This window comes from Pantoea sp. BRR-3P (genome assembly GCF_039621635.1).
GTDB classification, from domain to species: domain Bacteria; phylum Pseudomonadota; class Gammaproteobacteria; order Enterobacterales; family Enterobacteriaceae; genus Pantoea; species Pantoea floridensis.
On sequence record NZ_CP155066.1, the window covers coordinates 3,729,294 to 3,748,730 of the forward strand.

The following is a 19,437-nucleotide window of genomic DNA, read 5'->3' on the forward strand; positions in this document are numbered from 1 at the left end:
GTCGTCGGCAGCAGAGGAAGAGTATACCAAAAAACGTTGCTTTTGGTTACTGTGGCGTAAATCGGCGTAAATGTTGTACCGTCGCCAGCCATGCCGCAATCCAGCCAATGATGCCGGCAATCAGCAATAACAGCAGTCCTTCATCCCAGGAAAAACCTTCCAGCACAAAGGTGGTACCAAATACCGTTGCCACTTGCGCCACCACCGATTGCAGGCGCAGCACCAGCACTTCCGAAAGAATCAGCGATAGCACCGCACCGCCGAAACCTAATAGCGCACCGCCATACAGGAACGGACGCAGAATAAACCCATCGGTCGCGCCAATCAGCTTCTGTACGTTGATCGTATCGCGACGCGCAAAGATGCTCAGACGAACGCTGTTGCCGATCACCAGGAACACCGCCACCACCATCAGCAGACCAATCATTGAGGCGATCTGGCCAACCAGCCCCGTGAGCGCTGCCAGACGTGAGAACCAGCTGTCATCCATGCGCACTTCATCAACGCCCTGCACTTTCGCTACGCGATCGCGCAGATTCGCCATGGTATCCGAATTCTGGAAGTTGAGTTTTGGCGTGATGATGGCCACCGCCGGCAGCGGATTCTGCTCCAGCATGTCCATGGAGCCGCCAAAGCCCGACCAGTTGCGGAACTCATTTAGCGCTTCTTCACGCGTCAGGTAATTCACATTATCCACGCCATCCAGCTGCTTAAGCTGCGCGGTGACATTCTCTGCTGCGGTGTCATCCAGCGCTTTATCCAGATACACCGTCAGCTGCGGGGCGGGATACCACTGGGTCGCGGCCTGGCTTACGTTTTTCCACACCATGTAGCACACGCTCGGCAGCGTCAGTGAGATAGCAATCACCATCACCGTTAGCAGCGTCGCCAGCGGCTGACGCCACATATCGGATAGCGTGCCGCGCAGCGCGTAGCGCCATTGCTCCTGCCAGCCACCCTTCAGCGCTTTACTTTTAGAAGGTTGCTTCGCTTTCGGCGCAGGTGCGCGCTTGTTGCGTTTATTGACCATCGTGGCCTCCGTGCAGACGTCCCTGATTGAGCGTCATCACGCGATAATTTCGGCGCGCAATCAACCCGACATCGTGCGTTGCCATCAGTACCGTGACGCCAACGCGGTTGAACTCTTCAAACAGGCGCAGAATGTCTTCCGACAGCGCATTATCGAGGTTACCGGTCGGTTCGTCCGCCAGCAGCACCGCCGGTTTGTTCACCACCGCGCGGGCAATGCCCACACGCTGTTGTTCACCGCCTGAGAGCTGAATCGGATAGCTTTTCGCTTTGTCGAGCAGGCCCACTTTATCCAGCGCGGCCGATACGCGGCGACGAATGTCTTCGCCGCTGGCACCGGAGATAATCAGCGGAATCGCCACGTTGTCATAGACCGAACGATCCATCAGTAAATGGTGATCCTGGAAAATCATGCCGATCTGACGTCGCAGGAAAGGGACTTCACTGTGACGCAAACGCGAAATATCGTGGCCGCTAAACCAGATCTGCCCCGCACTCGGGCGCTCAATGCCACAAATCAGCTTCAGTAAGGTACTCTTCCCCGCGCCAGAGTGGCCGGTCAGGAACGACATTTCACCAGGACGCAGATGAAAATCCACCCCCTGCAGCGCCTGACGTCCACCCAGGTAAGCTTTACTGACCTCTTCAAAGCGAATCATCCCAATCATTCCTCTCGGGCAAACAGTGCCTCAATAAAGTCTGCGGCCTTAAACGGCCGTAAATCCTCGATGCCTTCCCCAACACCGATATAACGAATCGGAATGCCGAACTGATCGGCAACCGAGAAGATCACGCCGCCTTTGGCGGTGCCGTCCAGTTTGGTCAGGGCGATGCCCGTCAGGCCCACCGCTTCATGGAACAGTTTGGCCTGGCTGATAGCGTTTTGCCCGGTGCTGGCGTCAAGCGTCAACATCACCTCATGCGGCGCCTCTTCATCCAGCTTCTTCATCACACGGGTAATTTTTTTCAGCTCTTCCATCAGGTGCGATTTGTTTTGCAAGCGACCGGCGGTATCGGCAATCAGGACATCGACATTCCGCGACTTAGCGGCCTGAATGGCATCAAAAATCACGGAGGCGGAATCCGCGCCGGTATGCTGCGCGACGACCGGAATATTGTTGCGCTGGCCCCACACCTGCAGCTGTTCAACGGCCGCAGCACGGAAGGTATCGCCTGCCGCCAGCATGACGGATTTGCCCTGCGCCTGATACTGGCGCGCCAGCTTACCGATGGTGGTGGTTTTACCCACGCCGTTGACGCCAACCATCAGGATGACGAATGGCGTTTTGCCGCCCACTTCCAGCGGCTGGTCCACTTTTTCCAGAATGCCGGCCATTTCGGCTTTCAGCAGCCCATACAGCGCCTCAGCATCACGCAGCTGCTTGCGGTTGGCCTGCTGGGTCAGATTGGTGATGATGCGGCGCGTCGTTTCAACGCCAACGTCCGCAATCAGCAGCTGCTCTTCCAGCTCCTCAAACAGGTCGTCATCAATCTTTTTACCGCGGAACAGGCTGATAAAACCGGAACCGAGGTTTTCACGCGTTTTAACCAGGCTGCGCTTCAGACGGGCGAAAAAGCCCTCTTTGGTAGGACGCTCCTGCTCCTGGGTGATAATGGGCGCAGCAGCCAGCGGCAGATCGCTAACGGTATCCTGAGGTTCCTCAGCCAGCTCAGCATCTTCTGCATAGGTTTCTGCCAGCGCCAGCGCTTCCAGCTCTTCGTCGCTTAAGGGGGCTTCTTCATCAACGTCTGGCGCATCAAGCGCCAGCTCTTCCAGCTGAGGCTCTTCTTCGATAGGTGCGACAACCGGCTGGACGATCTCTTCCGGCAGCACTTCTTCTTCGATGGCGGTAACCGGCTCGGCTTGCTGCGGTGCGCTAACCGGCTCGGCAATAACCTCTGGTTCAACCTGCTGATGTTCCGCGACCTGCTCGGTAACCGCGACGGTTTCTTCAGCCTGCGCTTCGGCGCGATCTAACGCACTCTCTTCAACGGCGGGCTCAGGTGCCACCTCGGCAGTTTGCTGCTGCTCTTCAACAGGCTGTTGCGTCTCTTCTTCTTTGCCAAAGCCTAGCCAGGAAAAAAAGCCGCGTTTTTTCTCTTTTGCCATTGTGTGACCCTACTCCTCGATGGCTTATTCCCGGTAGCACGCTGTTCCCAGGGGATAAAATATGCATTTTTTTGCGGGGAGCCGCGTAAAAATCAGGTAATTACGCGCGCTCTACCAACTCAGTAGTCTAACACTTTCCTGCCAGCGCACCACAGCACCCTTTTTTAACGTTTCTTCTGCCCGCTACGCCCGTTAAACTACGCAACAAATTATGACGAGTTGTGAGCAAAATGAGCAAATCCCCCCGCAGCAACGGCGCTGGCCAGATCCGCATCATTGGCGGCCAGTGGCGCGGCCGTAAATTACCGGTACCGGATAGCGCTGGCCTGCGCCCGACCACCGATCGCGTGCGTGAAACCCTGTTCAACTGGCTAGCGCCAGACATTCAGGACGCGCGTTGCCTCGACTGCTTTGCCGGCAGCGGCGCACTCGGCCTTGAAGCACTCTCTCGTTATGCCGCATCAGCCACGCTGCTGGAGCTGGAACGTACTGTAGCGCAGCAGCTTTCGCAGAACCTGCAAACGCTGCGCGCCACGCAGGCGAAAGTGGTGCAAACCAACACGTTGCAATGGCTGAGCCAGCCGGGCGAACCGTTTGACGTGGTGTTTGTCGATCCGCCGTTCCGTAAAGGCCTGTTACAGGAAACGTTGACCTTACTGGAGCAAAATGGCTGGCTGGCCGATGAAGCGCTGATCTATGTGGAAAGCGAAGTGGAAAACGGCACGCCCGTGGCACCGGCCAATTGGGATTTGTACCGCGAGAAAATCGCCGGCCAGGTGGCTTATCGCTTATATCAACGCCAACAGGAGAAGTAGAATGTGGCTTAATTTGGGTCGCTTGCTGATGATTTGCGTATGGGCATTTTTGCTGCTCAATCTGGTGCAGCCCTTCCCCACGCCGCTGCGCTATTTTGTGCATGTGGCGCTGTTCTTTATGGTGATTATGCACGGCCTGCAATTGGTGCTGCTGCGCGCCACTCAGGCAAAAGACGCGCCCAAACTGAGCGGCGTAACCCAGGCGAAGATCTTCTTCTTTGGCGTGTTTGAGCTGCTGGCGTGGCAGAAAAAGCATTATCCGAAGATGTAATGAGTGCGTTTGGTGGCCAGGTCGCCGTGAATGGCGGCCTTACGGCGTTGGCGTAAAACTGACAAAGCGTGTCCCTTGCATTTTCAGCTCCCCTTTCACGCCCTTATCCATCTGATGATAATCACTGGCGTTGACCGTCACTTTGATATCGCTCGCGCCATTCAGTGGATGAAACCAGGCTTCATACTTCATCTCTTCTCCGGCAATGACTTCGCGCTGGCGTGAACGGCGATTAGGAGAGGGAAATTCGCGCTTAGTTTTCACTTCTACGCTCAAAGAGCGCACTGGAGAGGCATCGTTCACTGCGGTTTCGCGGCGCTGCTTGATAAACTGACGCGTCGCCAGAACGGCAATAATGGCCAGTACGATGAAAAAGATTAGCGGTGGTTTGCTCATGATTTATCTCGTGCTTTGCGTTAAGTCGGAACGGGTAAAGACGACAAAGCATACAACCAGAGTCGGCTGATTGTCACATTTGGCGGCGGTAACTTACACTGAGTAAGTGATTTTGGGAAAATTCATCAAACTGGCGGACATTTCGTTCAGAAAAGGGAGAAAACATGCTTTGGTCTTTCCTTGCCGTACTTTTTTCCGGCTGGCTCTACGTCGATGCTTCATACCGCGGCCCGCAATGGCAGCGCTGGCTATTTAAACCTGTCACCTTGCTGTTGCTCGTTGCCTGGGCGTGGCAAGCGCCAACGCTTAACACCACCGATTATCTGATCCTGGCCGGTCTTATTGCCACGCTGGTGGGTGATGCGCTGATGCTGCTGCCGCGTCAGCAGATGCTCTATGCATTGGGCGCATTTTTCCTGTCGCATCTGCTGTACACCATCAGCTTTGCCGCGCACATGACCATGAGTTTCTTCTGGCCGATTCCCCTCACCTTCCTGGTGATTGGCGTCATTGTTATCGGCGTTCTCTGGACCAGGCTGGAAGATCTACGCTGGCCAATCTGCACCTTGATCGGCATGACATTGGTGATGAACTGGATGGCAGCGGAGAACTACTTCTTCCGCCCAACCGATTACAGTTTCTCGCTGCTTGTCGGCGCCGCGTTATTGCTATTAGCCAACATTGTCTGGTTTTTCTCGCACTATCGTCGCCGCTTCAGCGCCGATAGCGCCATTGTCGCCGCCTGTTACTTCGCCGGTCATTTTATGATTGTGCGCTCCCTGTGGCTTTATTGAAGAAAAACTCACCTTCAGCTTGACTCTGGAGTTGACTCCAGAGTGTAGCATTAGGGAGCGGGTGCTATCCCGCCCCCTAATTCCGGAGGTTATATGCATCAACACGCCCATCCTTGCCGCTGTGGAAAGTCTCATCGCCAACCGCAGCCACTGTGCTCGATTCGCAGCGTAAAGCCCTCAGCACTGAAAATCTCAGCCGCGCAGCCAGTTACGCCAGAAGGTGATTGTGGCTGCTGCGACAGCGATAGCGGCTCGCCCGGCGGCGAAAGCGACGCCGAAAGTGACAGGCCCGCACTCACTTCCCACCAATTTCGCTGGCAGATTGCCGGCATGGATTGTCCCAGCTGCGCACGAAAAATCGAATCTGCCGTGCAACGCGTGCCGCAGGTGCAGCAAGCGCGGGTGATTTTCGCCAGCGAAAAACTGGTGGTGGATGCCGAAAACGATATCCGCAGCGCTATCGAACAAGCCGTAAAACATGCTGGCTTCACGCTGACCTCCAGCGATCCTCAATCGCCCCCACCACCGGAAAGCCGCTGGCAGGAAAATGCCGGTTTACTGCTGCTTGGCGTACTGATGCTCGCCAGCTGGCTGCTGAGCCAGGTTTCACCGCTTTGGGGCGATCGCCTGTTTATTGCTACCACGCTGATTGGTTTGGCCCCCATCGCGCGCAACGCCTGGCAACTGCTGCGCAGCGGATCGCCATTTAGTATTGAGATGCTGATGACCATCGCTGCCGCCGGTGCGTTGGTGATTGGTGCCCACGCTGAAGCCGCCATGGTGCTGCTGCTGTTCCAGCTGGGCGAACGCCTGGAAGCCTACGCCGCCGCGCGCGCGCGTCGCGGCGTGACCGCGCTAATGGCGCTGCGTCCTGACACCGCCACGCGCATTGTCGGCACACAACGGGAAAATGTCCGCTTAGACGTGCTGCAGCCTGGTGATGTAATTGAAGTCGCGGCCGGTGGCCGTTTACCGGCGGACGGCGAGTTATTGCATGCCAGTGCCAGTTTTGATGAAAGCGCGCTGACCGGCGAATCGCTGCCGGTGGCGCGTGAGCCGGGTGAACAGATCATGGCCGGTGCCACCAGCCTCGATCGTCTGGTTACCTTGAAAGTGGTTTCCCAGCCGGGGCAAAGTGCTATCGACCGCATCCTGCAGCTGATTGAAGAAGCCGAAAGCCATCGTGCGCCGGTTGAACGCTTTATCGATCGCTTCAGCCGCATTTATACGCCGGCGATTATGCTGTTGGCGCTGCTGGTGATGGTGCTGCCACCGCTGCTCGGCGTTGGAGCATGGCTGCCGTGGATTTATAAAGGGCTAACGCTGCTGCTGATTGGTTGCCCGTGTGCGCTGGTGATCTCCACACCCGCGGCCATTACCTCTGGATTGGCCGCTGCCGCCCGTCAGGGCGCGCTGATAAAAGGCGGCGCGGCACTGGAGCGGCTCAGTCGCGTTAGCATGATGGCGTTCGACAAAACCGGCACACTGACCGCGGGCAAGCCACAGATCACCCATATTCAGTCGTTCGGTGGAACAGCGGAAAACAGCCTGCTCAGCATTGCCGCTGCCGTTGAACAGGGCTCCACGCATCCACTGGCGCGAGCCATTGTCACTGCAGCCGAGCGGCGTCAGCTTGCGATCCCTTCCGCTTCTCAGCAGCAAACCCTGGCGGGCAGCGGTATTCGTGCCGACATTGATGGCGTGACCTATCAGTTACTCACGCCACGTGAAGCCAGGCAGCTTAACGCAACTCAGCAGCAGCTGATTGCCGAGCTGGAAGCCCAGGGTCAAACCGTGGTGCTGCTGTTGCAGGATCAGCAGGTACTCGGCGCATTGGCGTTGCGGGATCAGTTGCGTGAAGAGGCGATAAGCGCACTCTCTCAACTGCAAAAACTGGGTGTAAATAGCGTGATGTTGACCGGTGATAACCCGCGAGCAGCCGCTGCCATTGCCGCCGAATTGCAGATTGATTATCGCGCCGGTCTCTTACCCGCCGATAAAGTGGAAGCCGTGCGGCAATTAGGCGCGCAACAATCGCTGGCGATGGTGGGCGACGGCATCAACGATGCGCCTGCGATGAAAGCAGCGACGATCGGTATCGCGATGGGCAGCGGCACCGACGTCGCGCTGGAAGCCGCCGATGTAGCATTAACGCAAAATCAGCTGGCGATTCTGCCGCGCACGATCTTGCTGGCACGGCGCACGCGCGCCATCATTCGGCAGAACGTGGCGCTGGCGCTGGGCCTGAAGGCGATTTTCCTCGTCACCACGCTGCTCGGCTTTACCGGTTTGTGGCTGGCGGTGCTGGCAGATTCCGGTGCCACCGCGCTGGTTACCGCGAATGCGCTGCGCTTGCTGCGTCAGCGTTAAGCGCCTTTTTTGATGAGAAACTGGTACGGCAGGCTTTCGGTCTGCTGTGCCAGCAGCTGATGTTCCATAAAACGGCAGAAACCGGGAATATCGCGCGTGGTGGCGGGATCATCGGCGATGATCAGCAAGGTTTCACCGGCCTGCATGCTGCGCACGGTTTTACGCACCATCATTACTGGCTCTGGGCAGCGCAGGCCAAGGGCATCAAGCTGATGGTCAGGCGCAGAAAAGGGATCGCTCATGATTCTCTGTCTATGGTGGATGATGGGCGCACATTTTAGCGTGTGAATTAGCCAACGCAAGGCGATAACGATTGCGTTAAAATTAACCATTGCATAAATTACGCAACGCGTTAAGATGCCGCCGATTTTTAAATTGCTACCATATTTTGCCCTAAATAATTCGAGCTGTAGCAAGGCGGCAAGTGCGAGCAGCCCCAGGAGCTTACTGAAGTAAGTGACTGGGGTGGACGCACGCAGCCAACGCAGCTACGGCTTGAAGTATGACGGGCAATGGGTTCCCTCACCCCACTATTAAAAAGGTCCTACATGATTGCTTTTTCTGCACGTCAGCGCATGCATGCGCTGTTTTGGCTATCGCTTTTCCATCTGCTGGTAATCACCTCCAGTAACTACCTGGTACAGCTGCCGGTTTCCATCTTCGGCTTCCACACCACCTGGGGCGCGTTTAGCTTTCCGTTTATTTTCCTCGCAACCGATCTCACCGTGCGCATCTTTGGCGCGCCGCTGGCTCGTCGCATCATTCTGGCGGTGATGATTCCAGCGCTGGTGATCTCCTACATCGTCTCGTGCGTCTTTTATCAAGGCGAATGGCAGGGTTGGGCATCGCTGGAAGAGGTTAATCTGTTTGTCGCGCGTATCGCCTGCGCCAGCTTTATGGCTTATGCGCTGGGCCAGATCCTTGACGTCCACGTTTTTAACCGTTTGCGCCAATTACCCCAGTGGTGGATTGCCCCTGCGGCCGCGATGTTCCTTGGCAATATCAGCGATACGCTGGCCTTCTTTTTCATCGCCTTTTACAAGAGTCCAGACCCGTTTATGGCTACGCATTGGGTCGAGATCGCCCTGGTGGATTACAGCTTCAAAGTGCTGATCTGCATGATCTTCTTCCTGCCGGCTTACGGCGTGCTGCTGAATGCCATGCTGAAGCGATTAGCCGAGCGTTCCGCACAGCGACAGGTGAATTTCGGCTGATTCCACATAGACGTAACGCCATGGCACGCTAAAATTTCCTGACACTCCGGCGGTTGCTTTTGCCCGCCGATTCCGTTTTGATAACGCCTGACTGGAATCATGTAAAAGGGAAAAGAATGCGTAACGTAGTGAAATATGTGGGTATTGGCCTGCTGGTGATAGGCCTGGCGGCATGTGACCAGAAGAAAGATGATGCAGCAGCAAACAGCAACGGTGCCAGCGCCAGCCAGTCTGCTCAGACGGTCAATCTGATGGACGGCAAGCTGAGCTTCTCACTGCCGGCGGGCATGTCTGATAAGAGCGGCAAACTCGGTTCTGAATCCACCAACATGCACGTCTATGCCGACGAAACCGGCCAGCGCGCGATTATCGTGATTGCGGGCGATCCCACTAACGAAGCGCTAGATGCGTTGGCGCAGCGCCTGGAACAGCAGCAGCGCAGCCGCGATCCACAGCTGCAAGTGGTGTCGAATAAAGCGGTGACGCTGAAGGATCAGCCGGCTCAGCAGCTGGATACGGTGATTTCTGCCAATAACCAGACGTCATGGTCTTCGGTGATTCTGGCAAAAGTGGACGGCAAACTGCTGACGCTGCAAATTACCTTGCCAGCGGATAACCAGCAGCAGGCACAAAGTGATGCTGACGGGATTGTCAAAAGCATCACTTTAAAATAATCCTTAAAATCTGAACGTTTATCGGTCGCCATGAATGGCGACCCTACATTTGTTCAGTGCGGTTTGGTAGGGTCGCCATTTATGGCGACCTGGATTTTGAAATTCCCGCCTTACAACCTCACTGGCGAGATGTGCCAGATCTCATCCGCATACTCCTGAATGGTTCGATCTGACGAGAAGTAGCCCATATTGGCGATATTCAGCGCCGCGCTGCGTTGCCACTTATCCGGCTGACGATAGAGCTTGTCTACTTTGTCCTGCGTATCCACATAGCTACGATAATCCGCTAGCAGCTGATAGTGGTCGCCGAAGTTCACCAGCGCATCAAACAGATTGCGATAGCGACCCGGTTCCTGCGGACTGAACACGCCGCTGGCGATTTGCGTCAGCGCCTGATGCAGCTCAGGATCTTCCTCGTAATACTTACGCGGGTTGTAGCCGTCGGTGCGCAGCTTCTCGACCTGCGGCGTGGTGTTGCCGAAGATAAAGATATTCTCCTTGCCGACATGCTCCAGCATCTCCACATTAGCGCCATCCAGCGTACCGATGGTTAACGCGCCGTTCAGCGCAAATTTCATGTTACTGGTGCCCGATGCTTCGGTGCCAGCAGTGGAGATCTGCTCGGAGAGATCCGCCGCAGGGATAATGATCTGCGCCAGACTCACGCCATAGTTCGGGATGAACACCACCTTCAACTTGTTCTTCACCTGCGGATCGTTGTTGATCACGTTGGCGACATCGTTGATCAAGTGGATGATGTGCTTCGCTACGTAATACGCCGACGCCGCTTTACCGGCGAAGATATTCACGCGCGGCACCCATTCAGCGTTGGGATCGGCCTTGATGCGGTTATAGCGCGTAATAACGTGCAGCACGTTCAGTAGCTGACGTTTGTATTCATGGATGCGTTTAATCTGCACATCGAAGAGCGCATGCGGGTCCAGCACAATATCCATATTTTTCGCCACCCAATCCGCCAGGCGCTTTTTGTTGGCGAATTTGGCGTCGGCGATCTGCTCGATAAACGCCGGGTAATCGATTTGTGCCGTTAGCTCGTTGAGCTGGCCGAGATCGGTGCGCCAGTTGCGACCAATCGCTTCATCTAATACATCGGACAGCGGCGGGTTGGCCAGCGCCAGCCAGCGACGCGGCGTCACCCCATTGGTTTTATTGCAGAAACGGCCAGGGAATAAACGCGCGAAATCAGCGAACAGCGATTGCACCATCAAATTGGAGTGCAGTTCCGACACGCCGTTGACCTTGTGGCTTACCACCACCGCCAGCCACGCCATGCGAATGCGCCGACCGTCGTTTTCGTCAATGATCGAGATGCGCGCCATCAGCTCCCAATCATCCGGATAGTATTCCTGGATGGTTTTCAGGAAATAGTCATTAATTTCAAAAATGATGCTGAGATGACGCGGCAGAATTTTGCCGATCATATCCACCGGCCAGGTTTCCAGCGCTTCCGTCATCAAGGTGTGGTTGGTGTAGGAGAACACCTGACAGGTCACTTCAAACGCATCGTCCCAGCTGAATTTTTGCTCGTCGATCAGCAGTCGCATCAATTCAGGGATCGCCAACACCGGATGAGTATCATTAAGGTGAATGGCAATTTTATCCGGCAGATTGTCCCAGGTTTCATGCATCTGCCAGTGACGATTGAGAATATCCTGCACCGTTGAAGAGACGAGGAAATACTCCTGGCGCAGACGCAGCTCGCGGCCGGAATAGGTTGAATCATCGGGATAGAGCACGCGCGAGACGTTTTCCGAATGGTTCTTATCTTCCACCGCAGCGAAGTAATCACCCTGGTTGAACTTACCGAGATTGATCTCGTTGCTGGCCTGCGCGCCCCACAAACGCAGCGTGTTGGTGGCATCGGTGTCAAAACCGGGGATGATCTGATCGTAAGCCATCGCGACGATCTCTTCGGTTTCGATCCAGCGCACCCGCGCCCCTTCGTGCTGTAAACGGCCGCCGAAACGCACCTTGTAGCGCGTATTAAAGCGCTGGAATTCCCACGGATTACCATATTCCAGCCAGTAATCCGGTGATTCGCGCTGCTGCCCGTCAACGATATTCTGCTTGAACATGCCGTAATCGTAACGAATACCGTAGCCACGTCCCGGCAAACCCAGCGTGGCGAGCGAGTCAAGGAAGCAGGCGGCCAAACGCCCAAGGCCGCCGTTGCCGAGGCCGGGATCGTTCTCCTCTTCCATCAGTTCGCTGAGATCCAACCCCATCTCGTCCAGCGCCTGATTGAGATCGTCGTAGATGCCCATCGCCAGCAGCGCGTTACCGAGCGTGCGTCCCATCAGGAACTCCATCGACAGATAATAAACCTGCCGCACATCCTGTGAGAGCTGCGCGCGACTGGAGCGCAGCCAGCGTTCCACCATGCGATCACGCACCGCCAGCAGCGCGGCGTTGAGCCACTCATGCTTATTCGCGATCGAGGGATCTTTACCAATAGTAAACATCAGCTTATAGGCGATTGAGTGCTTCAGCGCGTCAACCGTCAGCGTGGGTGAGGCATAGGTGAAAGGTGCATTCATATCAAGTATCCCAATCTCTCATTACAGCAAACGTTGATAAAGATCGCGGTAGGCTTGTGCTGCCACCTGCCAACTAAAATCCATCCCCATCGCCTGCCGCTGAACGTAACGCCAGAGTGCAGGTCGAGACCACAGAACAAATGCGCGCCGAATCGCCCGCAGCAGCGACCAGGCATTACTGTCTTCAAAGGTGAATCCGCTGGCGACACCGTCCGCCAGATTCTCCAGTGAGCTGTCTTGCACCGTATCCGCCAGACCACCGGTGCGACGCACCAGCGGCAGCGTGCCGTATTTCAATCCATACAGCTGGGTTAAGCCGCACGGCTCAAAGCGGCTCGGCACCATAATCACATCCGCGCCGCCAACAATGCGGTGCGAGAAGGCTTCGTGATAACCAATCTGCACGCCAACGCGACCCGGATGCTCCGCAGCCGCCGCGAGGAAACCTTGCTGTAACTCGGCATCTCCCTGACCGAGCAGCACCAGCTGGCCGCCCTGCGCCAGTAGGCCCGGCAGCGCTTCCAGCACCAAATCCAGCCCTTTCTGTTTCGTCAGGCGGCTGATCACGCAGAACACCGGCGCTTTGTCATCCACCTTCAGGCCCATGGCAATCTGCAGCTGGCGTTTGTTCTCGGCTTTGCTCTCCAGCGTTTCGCTGTCGTAGCGCGCGGTGAGCAGCAAATCATGCGCCGGATCCCAAATGCCAGGATCGACACCGTTGAGAATCCCGCTCAGTCTTCCCTCGCGCAGGCGCTGCTCGAGTAACGCTTCCATACCGTAACCAAATTCGGGTCGGGTAATCTCCAGCGCATAAGTCGGGCTGACCGCCGTAATATGATCGGCATAGAACAGTCCCGCCTTGAGGTAGGAGATCTGTCCAAAGAACTCCAGGCCATGCATATCGAAGAAGGCGCGCGGTATCTGAATTTCATCCAAATGACGCGCGGAAAACAGCCCCTGATACGCCAGATTGTGCACGGTGAACACCGTTTTCGCCGGGTGACCGCGCGCAGCAATGTAGGCGCAGGTTAAGCCGGCATGCCAGTCATGTGCGTGCACGATATCGGGCTGCCAGTACATATCTAATCCGCTGGCAATCTCTGCGCCCATCCAGCCCAACAGGGCAAAGCGCAGGTAGTTATCCACATAGGCAAACTGCGACGTATCGTGATACGGGCTGCCGGGACGCTCATACAGTCCCGGCGCATCAATTAAATAAATGCCAACGCCGTTAAATTGTCCAAAAAGTAAGCGCACCGGTCCAGCAAAAGTTTGCAGCTCCGCCAGGATTTCAGTATCAGGAATCCCTTTACGCAGATCCGGATAGGCGGGAATCAACACCCGCGCATCCGTACCATCGGCTATTTGCGCCTGTGGTAATGCACCGACGACATCAGCCAGTCCGCCGGTTTTCAACAGCGGGAAAAGCTCTGAACAGACATGTAAAACCTGCATCCTGAACCCCTATTGTTATCGCACGCGTTCCACGCGGCAATTTTCTCTATAATCTTTCGTCATCTACTGACCCGCTCTGGCTAATTTGGCCAGCATGGCGCGCGTCACCAGTACGATGCCCTCTTCTGAACGGTAAAAACGACGGCTGTCTTCATCGGGGTTTTCGCCAATGACCATGCCTTCTGGCAGCTCGCAGGCGCGATCAATCACGCAGCGGCGCAGACGACACGATCGGCCAACCACCACATCGGGCAGCAGCACTGCGGAATCAATATTGCAAAACGAGTTCACGCGAATGCGTGGGAACAGCACGGAATTCACCACCACCGAGCCAGAAATGATGCAGCCGCCCGAAACCAGCGAGTTCATCGTCATGCCGTGGCTGCCGGAACGATCCTGCACAAATTTCGCCGGTGGTAGCGGCTCCATATGGGTGCGAATCGGCCAACTATGGTCGTACATATCCAGCTCAGGCGTCACCGAGGCTAAATCGAGGTTGGCGCGCCAGTAGGCTTCCAGCGTGCCGACGTCGCGCCAGTATGGCTCGGCCTTTTCGTCAATCTGCACGCAAGAAAGCGTAAAGGAGTGCGCGTAAGCTTCGCCGCTGGCGACAATTTTTGGCAGCAGATCTTTACCAAAGTCGTGACTGGAATCGGCTACCTGCAGGTCTTCTTCCAGCAGCTGATAAAGGTAATCGGCGTTGAATACGTAAATGCCCATGCTCGCCAGCGCTCGGGTGTCATCCCCCGGCATTGACGGCGGTTTTGGCGGCTTTTCAACAAAATCGATCACGTTGTTTTCGGCATCTACCGCCATCACACCAAACGCCGTGGCTTCGGCCAACGGCACCGGTAAGCACGCGATAGTGCATTTGGCACCGCGATCGACGTGGTCGAGCAGCATGCGCGAGTAGTCCATCTTGTAGATGTGATCCCCGGCGAGAATCACGATGTATTGCGCGTTATAGCGACGAATGATGTCGAGATTTTGCGTCACCGCATCGGCGGTACCGCGATACCAGTGTTCGGTAGCGGCACGCTGCTGGGCGGGCAGCAGATCGACAAATTCGTTCATCTCTTCGTTGAACAGGGACCAGCCACGTTGGATATGCTGCACCAAAGTATGTGACTGATATTGGGTGATCACGCCGATGCGCCGAATGCCCGAGTTGATGCAGTTGGACAGCGCAAAGTCGATGATGCGGAACTTGCCACCGAAGTGCACGGCAGGTTTGGCGCGTTTCGCGGTGAGATCTTTCAGGCGCGTACCGCGCCCGCCAGCAAGGATCAAGGCAACCGTTTGTGTAGGGAGCTGGCGCGCCAGCATCAGATGATCTGTTCTATCTAATTTCACCATGTCTGACTCCTTATGATTGCTTTTGGAACACGCACACACCGTGTGCGGGACCGTGCCAGACAGTTGTCAGGATGGGGTTATCTTCCCCGGCGAAAGGAGGAATGGCACGCCACTCTCCGTCTGGTAAGGCGATATCATTCACCGATTCCGTGGCGTTTATTGTTATTAACCAGCGGCCGGAGAGCAGGATCTGCATTCTGTGCGTCCCCTGTTCCCACTGCTCTGTTTCCAGTGGTTTGCCGCTGGCGTTGAACCACTGCACGTTGCCATCGCCCTCCTGCCACCAGCCATCCTCGGTCAGCGCAGGAATGCGCTGGCGCAGATGGATTAATGCAGCAGTGAAGTCGACCAGTCCAAAATCATCCTGTTGCCAGTTGAGCCAGGTCAGCGGATTGTCCTGACAATAGGCATTGTTGTTGCCATGCTGGCTGTGACCGCGTTCATCGCCCGCCAGCAACATCGGCGTGCCCTGTGCCAGTAGCAGCGTCGTCAGCAAGCCATGCACGCTGCGCCGCCGCCGCTCGACAATATCGAAACTGACCTGCAGCCCCTCTTTGCCGTGGTTATGGCTGAAGTTATTGCTGCTGCCGTCGCGATTATCTTCGCCGTTGGCCTGATTGTGTTTGTTGTTGAAGCTCACCACGTCGCGCAGCGTGAAGCCGTCGTGGGCGGTAATAAGATTGATGCTGGCGTGCGGCAGGCGCGCCTCACGCTGGAAAACGTCGCTGGATGCGGCAAAACGGCGGGCAAAATCTCCGTTATTCAGCTCACCTTGCAGCCAGTAACGACGCGCCGCGTCGCGAAAATGATCATTCCATTCGGCAAAGTCTGGTGGGAAATTACCCACCTGGTAACCGCCAGGGCCAATATCCCACGGCTCGGCAATCAGCTTCACCTGCGAGAGCAGCGGACACGCTTTGATGGCGGCGAACAGCGGTGCATCCTGACGAAATTCCGGCGTACGGCCTAATACGCTGGCGAGATCAAAACGGAAACCATCGATATGGCAGTTGCGCACCCAATAGCGTAACGCTTCAAGCACCCATGCCATTACCTGCGGATGGCTGAGATTCAGCGTGTTGCCGCAGCCGGTCCAGTTTTGATACTCATCGTTGCCATCAAGCCAGTAATAGCTGGCGTTATCCACGCCGCGCTGGGAAATCGTCGGTCCGATCTCTTCCAGTTCGGCGGTGTGGTTGAACACCACATCCAGAATCACTTCGATGCCCGCGGCATGCAGCGCTTTTACCGCCTGCTGAAACTCCTGCAGCGGTGATAAGCCGTTTTCACCCGACGCGTAGCGCGCATCTACCGCCCATAAAGCGAAGGGGTTGTAGCCCCAATAGTTGCTCAAACCCAAACGGCGCAGGCGCGGCTCGCTGGTGAACTGGGCAATCGGCAGCAGTTCCAGCGCGGTAACACCAAGATGGCGCAGGTAGTTCACCATAGCAGGATGACCTAGCGCCGCATAAGTCCCACGCAGCCTTTCCGGAATTTCCGGATGCTGCTGCGTCAAGCCACGCACGTGCGCTTCATAAATCACCGTATTACCCCACGGCGTGCGCGGTGGCTGGTCACTCTCCCAATTAAAATCCTCGGCGATCACTAATGATTTAGGGGCAACGGCGGCGTTATCCAGCAGATCCGGCTCACGTTCACCGCCATAAACACAAGCCTCGTCCGCCACATCTCCTACTACCGCTTTGGCGCAGGGATCAACCAGCAGCTTGGCAGGATTGAAGCGATGTCCCTGCTGCGGTGCCCACGGACCGTGAACCCGATAACCATAACGCTGGCCGGGCTTGAGCGCGGGAAAATAGCCGTGCCAGATATCACCGCTGCGCGCGGGCAGCGGAAAACGACGCTCAGCGCCGTGTGCGTCAAACAGGCACAGCTCGACGCGCTCAGCGTGCTGGGAAAACAGCGTGAAATTGACGCCGTGCCCATCGTAATGTGCACCTAACGGTTTCGGCTGCCCCTGCTCCAGCATCAGTCGCTCTCCCGCACCAGCCAGAGGGTTGCCAGCGGCGGCACGGTCAGGCTCAACGACTGCGGTCGACCGTGGCTGTCAATCTCCTCGGTATGCACCACGCCGTGGTTACGCGTGTCGCTGCCGTGATAATCGTGCTGGTCGGTATTCATCACTTCACGCCAGCCGCCACGCTGATTGACGCCAAAACGGTAGTGATGACGCACCACGGGGGTGAAGTTACTGATGACGATGATCTCATTGCCGTCGCGATCGCGACGCGCAAAGGCAAAGACCGAATTCTCGTGATCGTCTACCACCAGCCACTCAAACCCTTGTCCATCAAAATCAAGCTGATGCAGCGGCGCATAGTGACGATAGGTATGGTTGAGGTCGCGCACCAGCCGCTGTACGCCGTTGTGCCAGTTGTCTTCCCCCTCCAGCAGATGCCAGTCAAGGCTGGTGTCGTGGTTCCATTCACGGCCTTGCGCAAACTCGTTGCCCATAAATTGCAGCTTCTTGCCGGGGAAACCCCACATCCAACCGTAATAAGCGCGCAGATTAGCGAACTTTTGCCAGGCGTCGCCCGGCATGCGATCGAGGATAGAGCGTTTACCGTGCACCACTTCGTCATGCGATAGCGGCAGCACAAAGTTTTCGGTGTAGTTGTAAAGCATGCCGAAGGTCATCAGGTGGTGATGGTAGCGGCGATGCACCGGATCGAGCTTCATGTAGTCCAGGGTGTCGTGCATCCAGCCAAGGTTCCATTTGAACCAGAAGCCAAGCCCGCCGTCTTCCGAGGGACGCGTGACGCCGGGATAATCGGTGGACTCTTCCGCTACCGTCACGCTGCCTGGTGCGGCGCGGCCTAGCGTGCGATTGGTGTGGCGCAGGAAAGAGATCGCTTCGAGGTTTTCCCGTCCACCAAACTGGTTCGGTACCCACTCACCTTCGGCGCGACTGTAGTCGCGGTAAATCATCGAGGCCACCGCATCCACGCGCAGTCCGTCAATGCCGAAGCGTTCCATCCAGTACAAGGCGTTGCCAGATAAATAGTTGCTGACTTCGCGTCGCCCAAAGTTGTAGATCAGCGTATTCCAGTCCTGATGAAAGCCTTCGCGCGGATCGCTGTGCTCGTAGAGTTCAGTGCCATCGAATTTTGCTAAACCAAAATCATCACTCGGGAAGTGGCCCGGCACCCAATCGAGCAGGACATTAATCCCTGCATCGTGTGCAGCGGCAATGAAGTGGCGGAACTCATCACGCGTACCGAAGCGGCGCGTTGGCGCGTACATTCCCAGCGGCTGATAGCCCCAGCTGCCGTCGAACGGATGTTCGTTAATCGGCATCAGTTCAATATGAGTGAAACCCATCTCTTTGACGTAGGGAATCAGCTGTTCAGCCAGCTCTTTGTAACTTAACCAGAAGTTATCGTCGGTATGACGCCGCCACGAGCCCAGATGGACTTCATAAATCGAAATCGGCTGATCAAAGGCATTCGCCGCTTTGCGCTGCGGTTGCATCTCGGTTTTCGGCGGCAGGCCACAGATCATCGAAGCCGTTTGTGGGCGCATCTGTGCTTCGAAGGCAAAAGGGTCGGCTTTGATACGCAGCTGGCCTGAATTATCAATAATCTCAAACTTATACAGCTGGCCGTTTACCGCGCCCGGGACGAACAGCTCCCACACGCCCAGTTCCCGGCGGAAGCGCATCGGGTGACGACGGCCGTCCCAGAAGTTGAACTCACCCACGACTGATACCCGACGTGCGTTAGGTGCCCAGACGGCGAAGCGCGTACCGTGCACGCCATCGATAGTGGTGCCGTGCGCGCCCAGGGTTTCGTAAGGGCGCAGGTGCGTACCTTCGCCCAGCAGCCACGCATCCATCTCCTGCAGCAGCGGACCAAAGCGATAAGCATCATCAATCAGGTTTTGCTGACCGTGCCAATTCACCGCCAGCTGGTAGCCAAACAGATTTTTACGGCGCGGGATCACGCCACAGAAGAAGCCACGTGAGTCGAGACATTTAAGTTGGGCGCACTTACGTCCGGTGTTGGTTTCAATCACCCACACATCGGAGGCATCAGGCAGCAGCGCACGCACTTCAAGGCCTTCGGTAGTTTGGTGCATCCCCAGTAACGAGAAGGGATCGGCGTAATTCCCGGCAAAAAGGGCATTGATCGCCTGGCGATCGGGAAGCTCTGACATGACTTTCTTCCTATGATTTTGCGCAGGCGACCCGAGTCGGCAGAATTATCGACTGGGGTGCGCTGCTTTTCATTGAGCCATAGGTACACTGCGAGGACACAACCGTCCGTGGGAAAGATCATCACCGTGTACAACAAACCATTCAGTTCAAAAAACGAAAACAGTTAACAACCGGCACATCTCTGTTAAATCATAGCTTGGGGCTGGCAGAAGCCAGGG

16 protein-coding genes are annotated in these 19,437 nt (G+C 56.3%); 6 read left to right on the forward strand and 10 right to left on the reverse strand.

All coding sequences use genetic code 11. The features are described 5' to 3' along the window. Nucleotides 1-46: 46 nt before the first annotated feature. Genes ftsX through ftsY form a run of 3 tightly spaced genes read right to left on the reverse strand, consistent with a single transcriptional unit; the run spans nucleotide 47 to nucleotide 3,139 of the window. Nucleotides 47-1,030 carry a permease-like cell division protein FtsX gene (ftsX, locus tag AAGR08_RS17280; RefSeq protein WP_097095257.1) on the reverse strand — a complete coding sequence of 328 codons (984 nt, stop codon included), beginning with the start codon at nucleotides 1,028-1,030 and terminating at the stop codon, nucleotides 47-49. Then, complete coding sequence (gene ftsE / locus AAGR08_RS17285; protein ID WP_097095258.1) at nucleotides 1,020-1,688, reverse strand: cell division ATP-binding protein FtsE; 669 nt, start codon at nucleotides 1,686-1,688, stop codon at nucleotides 1,020-1,022. The genes ftsX and ftsE overlap by 11 nt, the downstream gene beginning before the upstream one ends. 5 nt (nucleotides 1,689-1,693) lie before the next feature. Further along, complete coding sequence (ftsY, locus tag AAGR08_RS17290) at nucleotides 1,694-3,139, reverse strand: signal recognition particle-docking protein FtsY (protein ID WP_345827439.1); 1,446 nt, start codon at nucleotides 3,137-3,139, stop codon at nucleotides 1,694-1,696. 230 nt (nucleotides 3,140-3,369) lie between these two features. On the opposite strand from ftsY, the gene rsmD reads away from it, so the two are divergent. Beyond that, a complete protein-coding gene (gene rsmD / locus AAGR08_RS17295; RefSeq protein ID WP_345827440.1) occupies nucleotides 3,370-3,954 on the forward strand; it encodes a 16S rRNA (guanine(966)-N(2))-methyltransferase in 585 nt (194 codons plus the stop codon). A 1-nt stretch (nucleotide 3,955) separates the two neighbouring features. Beyond that, the gene (locus AAGR08_RS17300; protein ID WP_097095261.1) at nucleotides 3,956-4,225 is read left to right on the forward strand and encodes a DUF1145 family protein; all 270 of its coding nucleotides are present in this window, start codon (nucleotides 3,956-3,958) and stop codon (nucleotides 4,223-4,225) included. Nucleotides 4,226-4,264: 39 nt separating this feature from the next. Here AAGR08_RS17300 and AAGR08_RS17305 read toward each other — a convergent pair whose 3' ends face one another. Beyond that, a complete protein-coding gene (locus AAGR08_RS17305) occupies nucleotides 4,265-4,621 on the reverse strand; it encodes a DUF2500 domain-containing protein (protein WP_345827441.1) in 357 nt (118 codons plus the stop codon). A 164-nt stretch (nucleotides 4,622-4,785) separates the two neighbouring features. Between AAGR08_RS17305 and AAGR08_RS17310 the strand changes: the two genes are divergently transcribed. Next, nucleotides 4,786-5,415: a lysoplasmalogenase gene (locus tag AAGR08_RS17310; protein WP_345827442.1), complete on the forward strand. Its 630-nt coding sequence runs from the start codon at nucleotides 4,786-4,788 to the stop codon at nucleotides 5,413-5,415. Between the two features lie 93 nt (nucleotides 5,416-5,508). Next, the gene (locus AAGR08_RS17315) at nucleotides 5,509-7,785 is read left to right on the forward strand and encodes a zinc/cadmium/mercury/lead-transporting ATPase (RefSeq protein ID WP_345827443.1); all 2,277 of its coding nucleotides are present in this window, start codon (nucleotides 5,509-5,511) and stop codon (nucleotides 7,783-7,785) included. Here AAGR08_RS17315 and tusA read toward each other — a convergent pair. Continuing rightward, entirely contained in the window at nucleotides 7,782-8,027 is a 246-nt protein-coding gene (gene tusA / locus AAGR08_RS17320) for a sulfurtransferase TusA (protein WP_007891299.1), read from the reverse strand. The two genes, AAGR08_RS17315 and tusA, sit on opposite strands and share 4 nt — an antisense overlap. A gap of 306 nt (nucleotides 8,028-8,333) precedes the next feature. Here tusA and AAGR08_RS17325 point away from each other — a divergent pair, with 306 nt between their 5' ends. Both AAGR08_RS17325 and AAGR08_RS17330 read left to right on the forward strand, forming a co-directional pair. Next, a complete protein-coding gene (locus AAGR08_RS17325) occupies nucleotides 8,334-8,999 on the forward strand; it encodes a 7-cyano-7-deazaguanine/7-aminomethyl-7-deazaguanine transporter (RefSeq protein ID WP_097095265.1) in 666 nt (221 codons plus the stop codon). Nucleotides 9,000-9,115: 116 nt separating this feature from the next. Further along, nucleotides 9,116-9,673: a DcrB family lipoprotein gene (locus AAGR08_RS17330; RefSeq protein WP_097095266.1), complete on the forward strand. Its 558-nt coding sequence runs from the start codon at nucleotides 9,116-9,118 to the stop codon at nucleotides 9,671-9,673. 110 nt (nucleotides 9,674-9,783) lie between these two features. Here the strand turns inward: AAGR08_RS17330 and glgP are convergent, their stop codons facing one another. The 5 genes from glgP to glgB form a co-directional block, all read right to left on the reverse strand. After that, on the reverse strand, nucleotides 9,784-12,231 hold the full coding sequence (gene glgP, locus AAGR08_RS17335) for a glycogen phosphorylase (RefSeq protein ID WP_097095267.1): 2,448 nt from the start codon (nucleotides 12,229-12,231) through the stop codon (nucleotides 9,784-9,786). Between the two features lie 21 nt (nucleotides 12,232-12,252). Beyond that, complete coding sequence (gene glgA / locus AAGR08_RS17340; protein WP_097095268.1) at nucleotides 12,253-13,686, reverse strand: glycogen synthase GlgA; 1,434 nt, start codon at nucleotides 13,684-13,686, stop codon at nucleotides 12,253-12,255. Nucleotides 13,687-13,749: 63 nt separating this feature from the next. After that, on the reverse strand, nucleotides 13,750-15,042 hold the full coding sequence (gene glgC, locus AAGR08_RS17345; protein ID WP_097095269.1) for a glucose-1-phosphate adenylyltransferase: 1,293 nt from the start codon (nucleotides 15,040-15,042) through the stop codon (nucleotides 13,750-13,752). Nucleotides 15,043-15,052: 10 nt separating this feature from the next. After that, a complete protein-coding gene (glgX, locus tag AAGR08_RS17350; protein ID WP_345827444.1) occupies nucleotides 15,053-17,032 on the reverse strand; it encodes a glycogen debranching protein GlgX in 1,980 nt (659 codons plus the stop codon). Continuing rightward, the gene (gene glgB / locus AAGR08_RS17355; protein WP_345827445.1) at nucleotides 17,032-19,218 is read right to left on the reverse strand and encodes a 1,4-alpha-glucan branching enzyme; all 2,187 of its coding nucleotides are present in this window, start codon (nucleotides 19,216-19,218) and stop codon (nucleotides 17,032-17,034) included. Before glgB ends, glgX begins: the two co-directional genes overlap by 1 nt. Between the last annotated feature and the right edge of the window lie 219 nt (nucleotides 19,219-19,437).

What these genes read in the sequence shown, in the direction of transcription:
- ftsY (WP_345827439.1), bottom strand. Translation starts at nt 3,139, where the DNA reads ATGGCAAAAGAGAAAAAACGCGGCTTTTTTTCCTGGCTAGGCTTTGGC.
- AAGR08_RS17330 (WP_097095266.1), top strand. Translation starts at nt 9,116, where the DNA reads ATGCGTAACGTAGTGAAATATGTGGGTATTGGCCTGCTGGTGATAGGC.
- glgX (WP_345827444.1), bottom strand. Translation starts at nt 17,032, where the DNA reads ATGCTGGAGCAGGGGCAGCCGAAACCGTTAGGTGCACATTACGATGGG.
- glgP (WP_097095267.1), bottom strand. Translation starts at nt 12,231, where the DNA reads ATGAATGCACCTTTCACCTATGCCTCACCCACGCTGACGGTTGACGCG.
- glgC (WP_097095269.1), bottom strand. Translation starts at nt 15,042, where the DNA reads ATGGTGAAATTAGATAGAACAGATCATCTGATGCTGGCGCGCCAGCTC.
- AAGR08_RS17325 (WP_097095265.1), top strand. Translation starts at nt 8,334, where the DNA reads ATGATTGCTTTTTCTGCACGTCAGCGCATGCATGCGCTGTTTTGGCTA.
- AAGR08_RS17310 (WP_345827442.1), top strand. Translation starts at nt 4,786, where the DNA reads ATGCTTTGGTCTTTCCTTGCCGTACTTTTTTCCGGCTGGCTCTACGTC.
- AAGR08_RS17315 (WP_345827443.1), top strand. Translation starts at nt 5,509, where the DNA reads ATGCATCAACACGCCCATCCTTGCCGCTGTGGAAAGTCTCATCGCCAA.
- AAGR08_RS17300 (WP_097095261.1), top strand. Translation starts at nt 3,956, where the DNA reads ATGTGGCTTAATTTGGGTCGCTTGCTGATGATTTGCGTATGGGCATTT.
- glgA (WP_097095268.1), bottom strand. Translation starts at nt 13,686, where the DNA reads ATGCAGGTTTTACATGTCTGTTCAGAGCTTTTCCCGCTGTTGAAAACC.
- AAGR08_RS17305 (WP_345827441.1), bottom strand. Translation starts at nt 4,621, where the DNA reads ATGAGCAAACCACCGCTAATCTTTTTCATCGTACTGGCCATTATTGCC.
- rsmD (WP_345827440.1), top strand. Translation starts at nt 3,370, where the DNA reads ATGAGCAAATCCCCCCGCAGCAACGGCGCTGGCCAGATCCGCATCATT.
- ftsX (WP_097095257.1), bottom strand. Translation starts at nt 1,030, where the DNA reads ATGGTCAATAAACGCAACAAGCGCGCACCTGCGCCGAAAGCGAAGCAA.
- tusA (WP_007891299.1), bottom strand. Translation starts at nt 8,027, where the DNA reads ATGAGCGATCCCTTTTCTGCGCCTGACCATCAGCTTGATGCCCTTGGC.
- ftsE (WP_097095258.1), bottom strand. Translation starts at nt 1,688, where the DNA reads ATGATTCGCTTTGAAGAGGTCAGTAAAGCTTACCTGGGTGGACGTCAG.
- glgB (WP_345827445.1), bottom strand. Translation starts at nt 19,218, where the DNA reads ATGTCAGAGCTTCCCGATCGCCAGGCGATCAATGCCCTTTTTGCCGGG.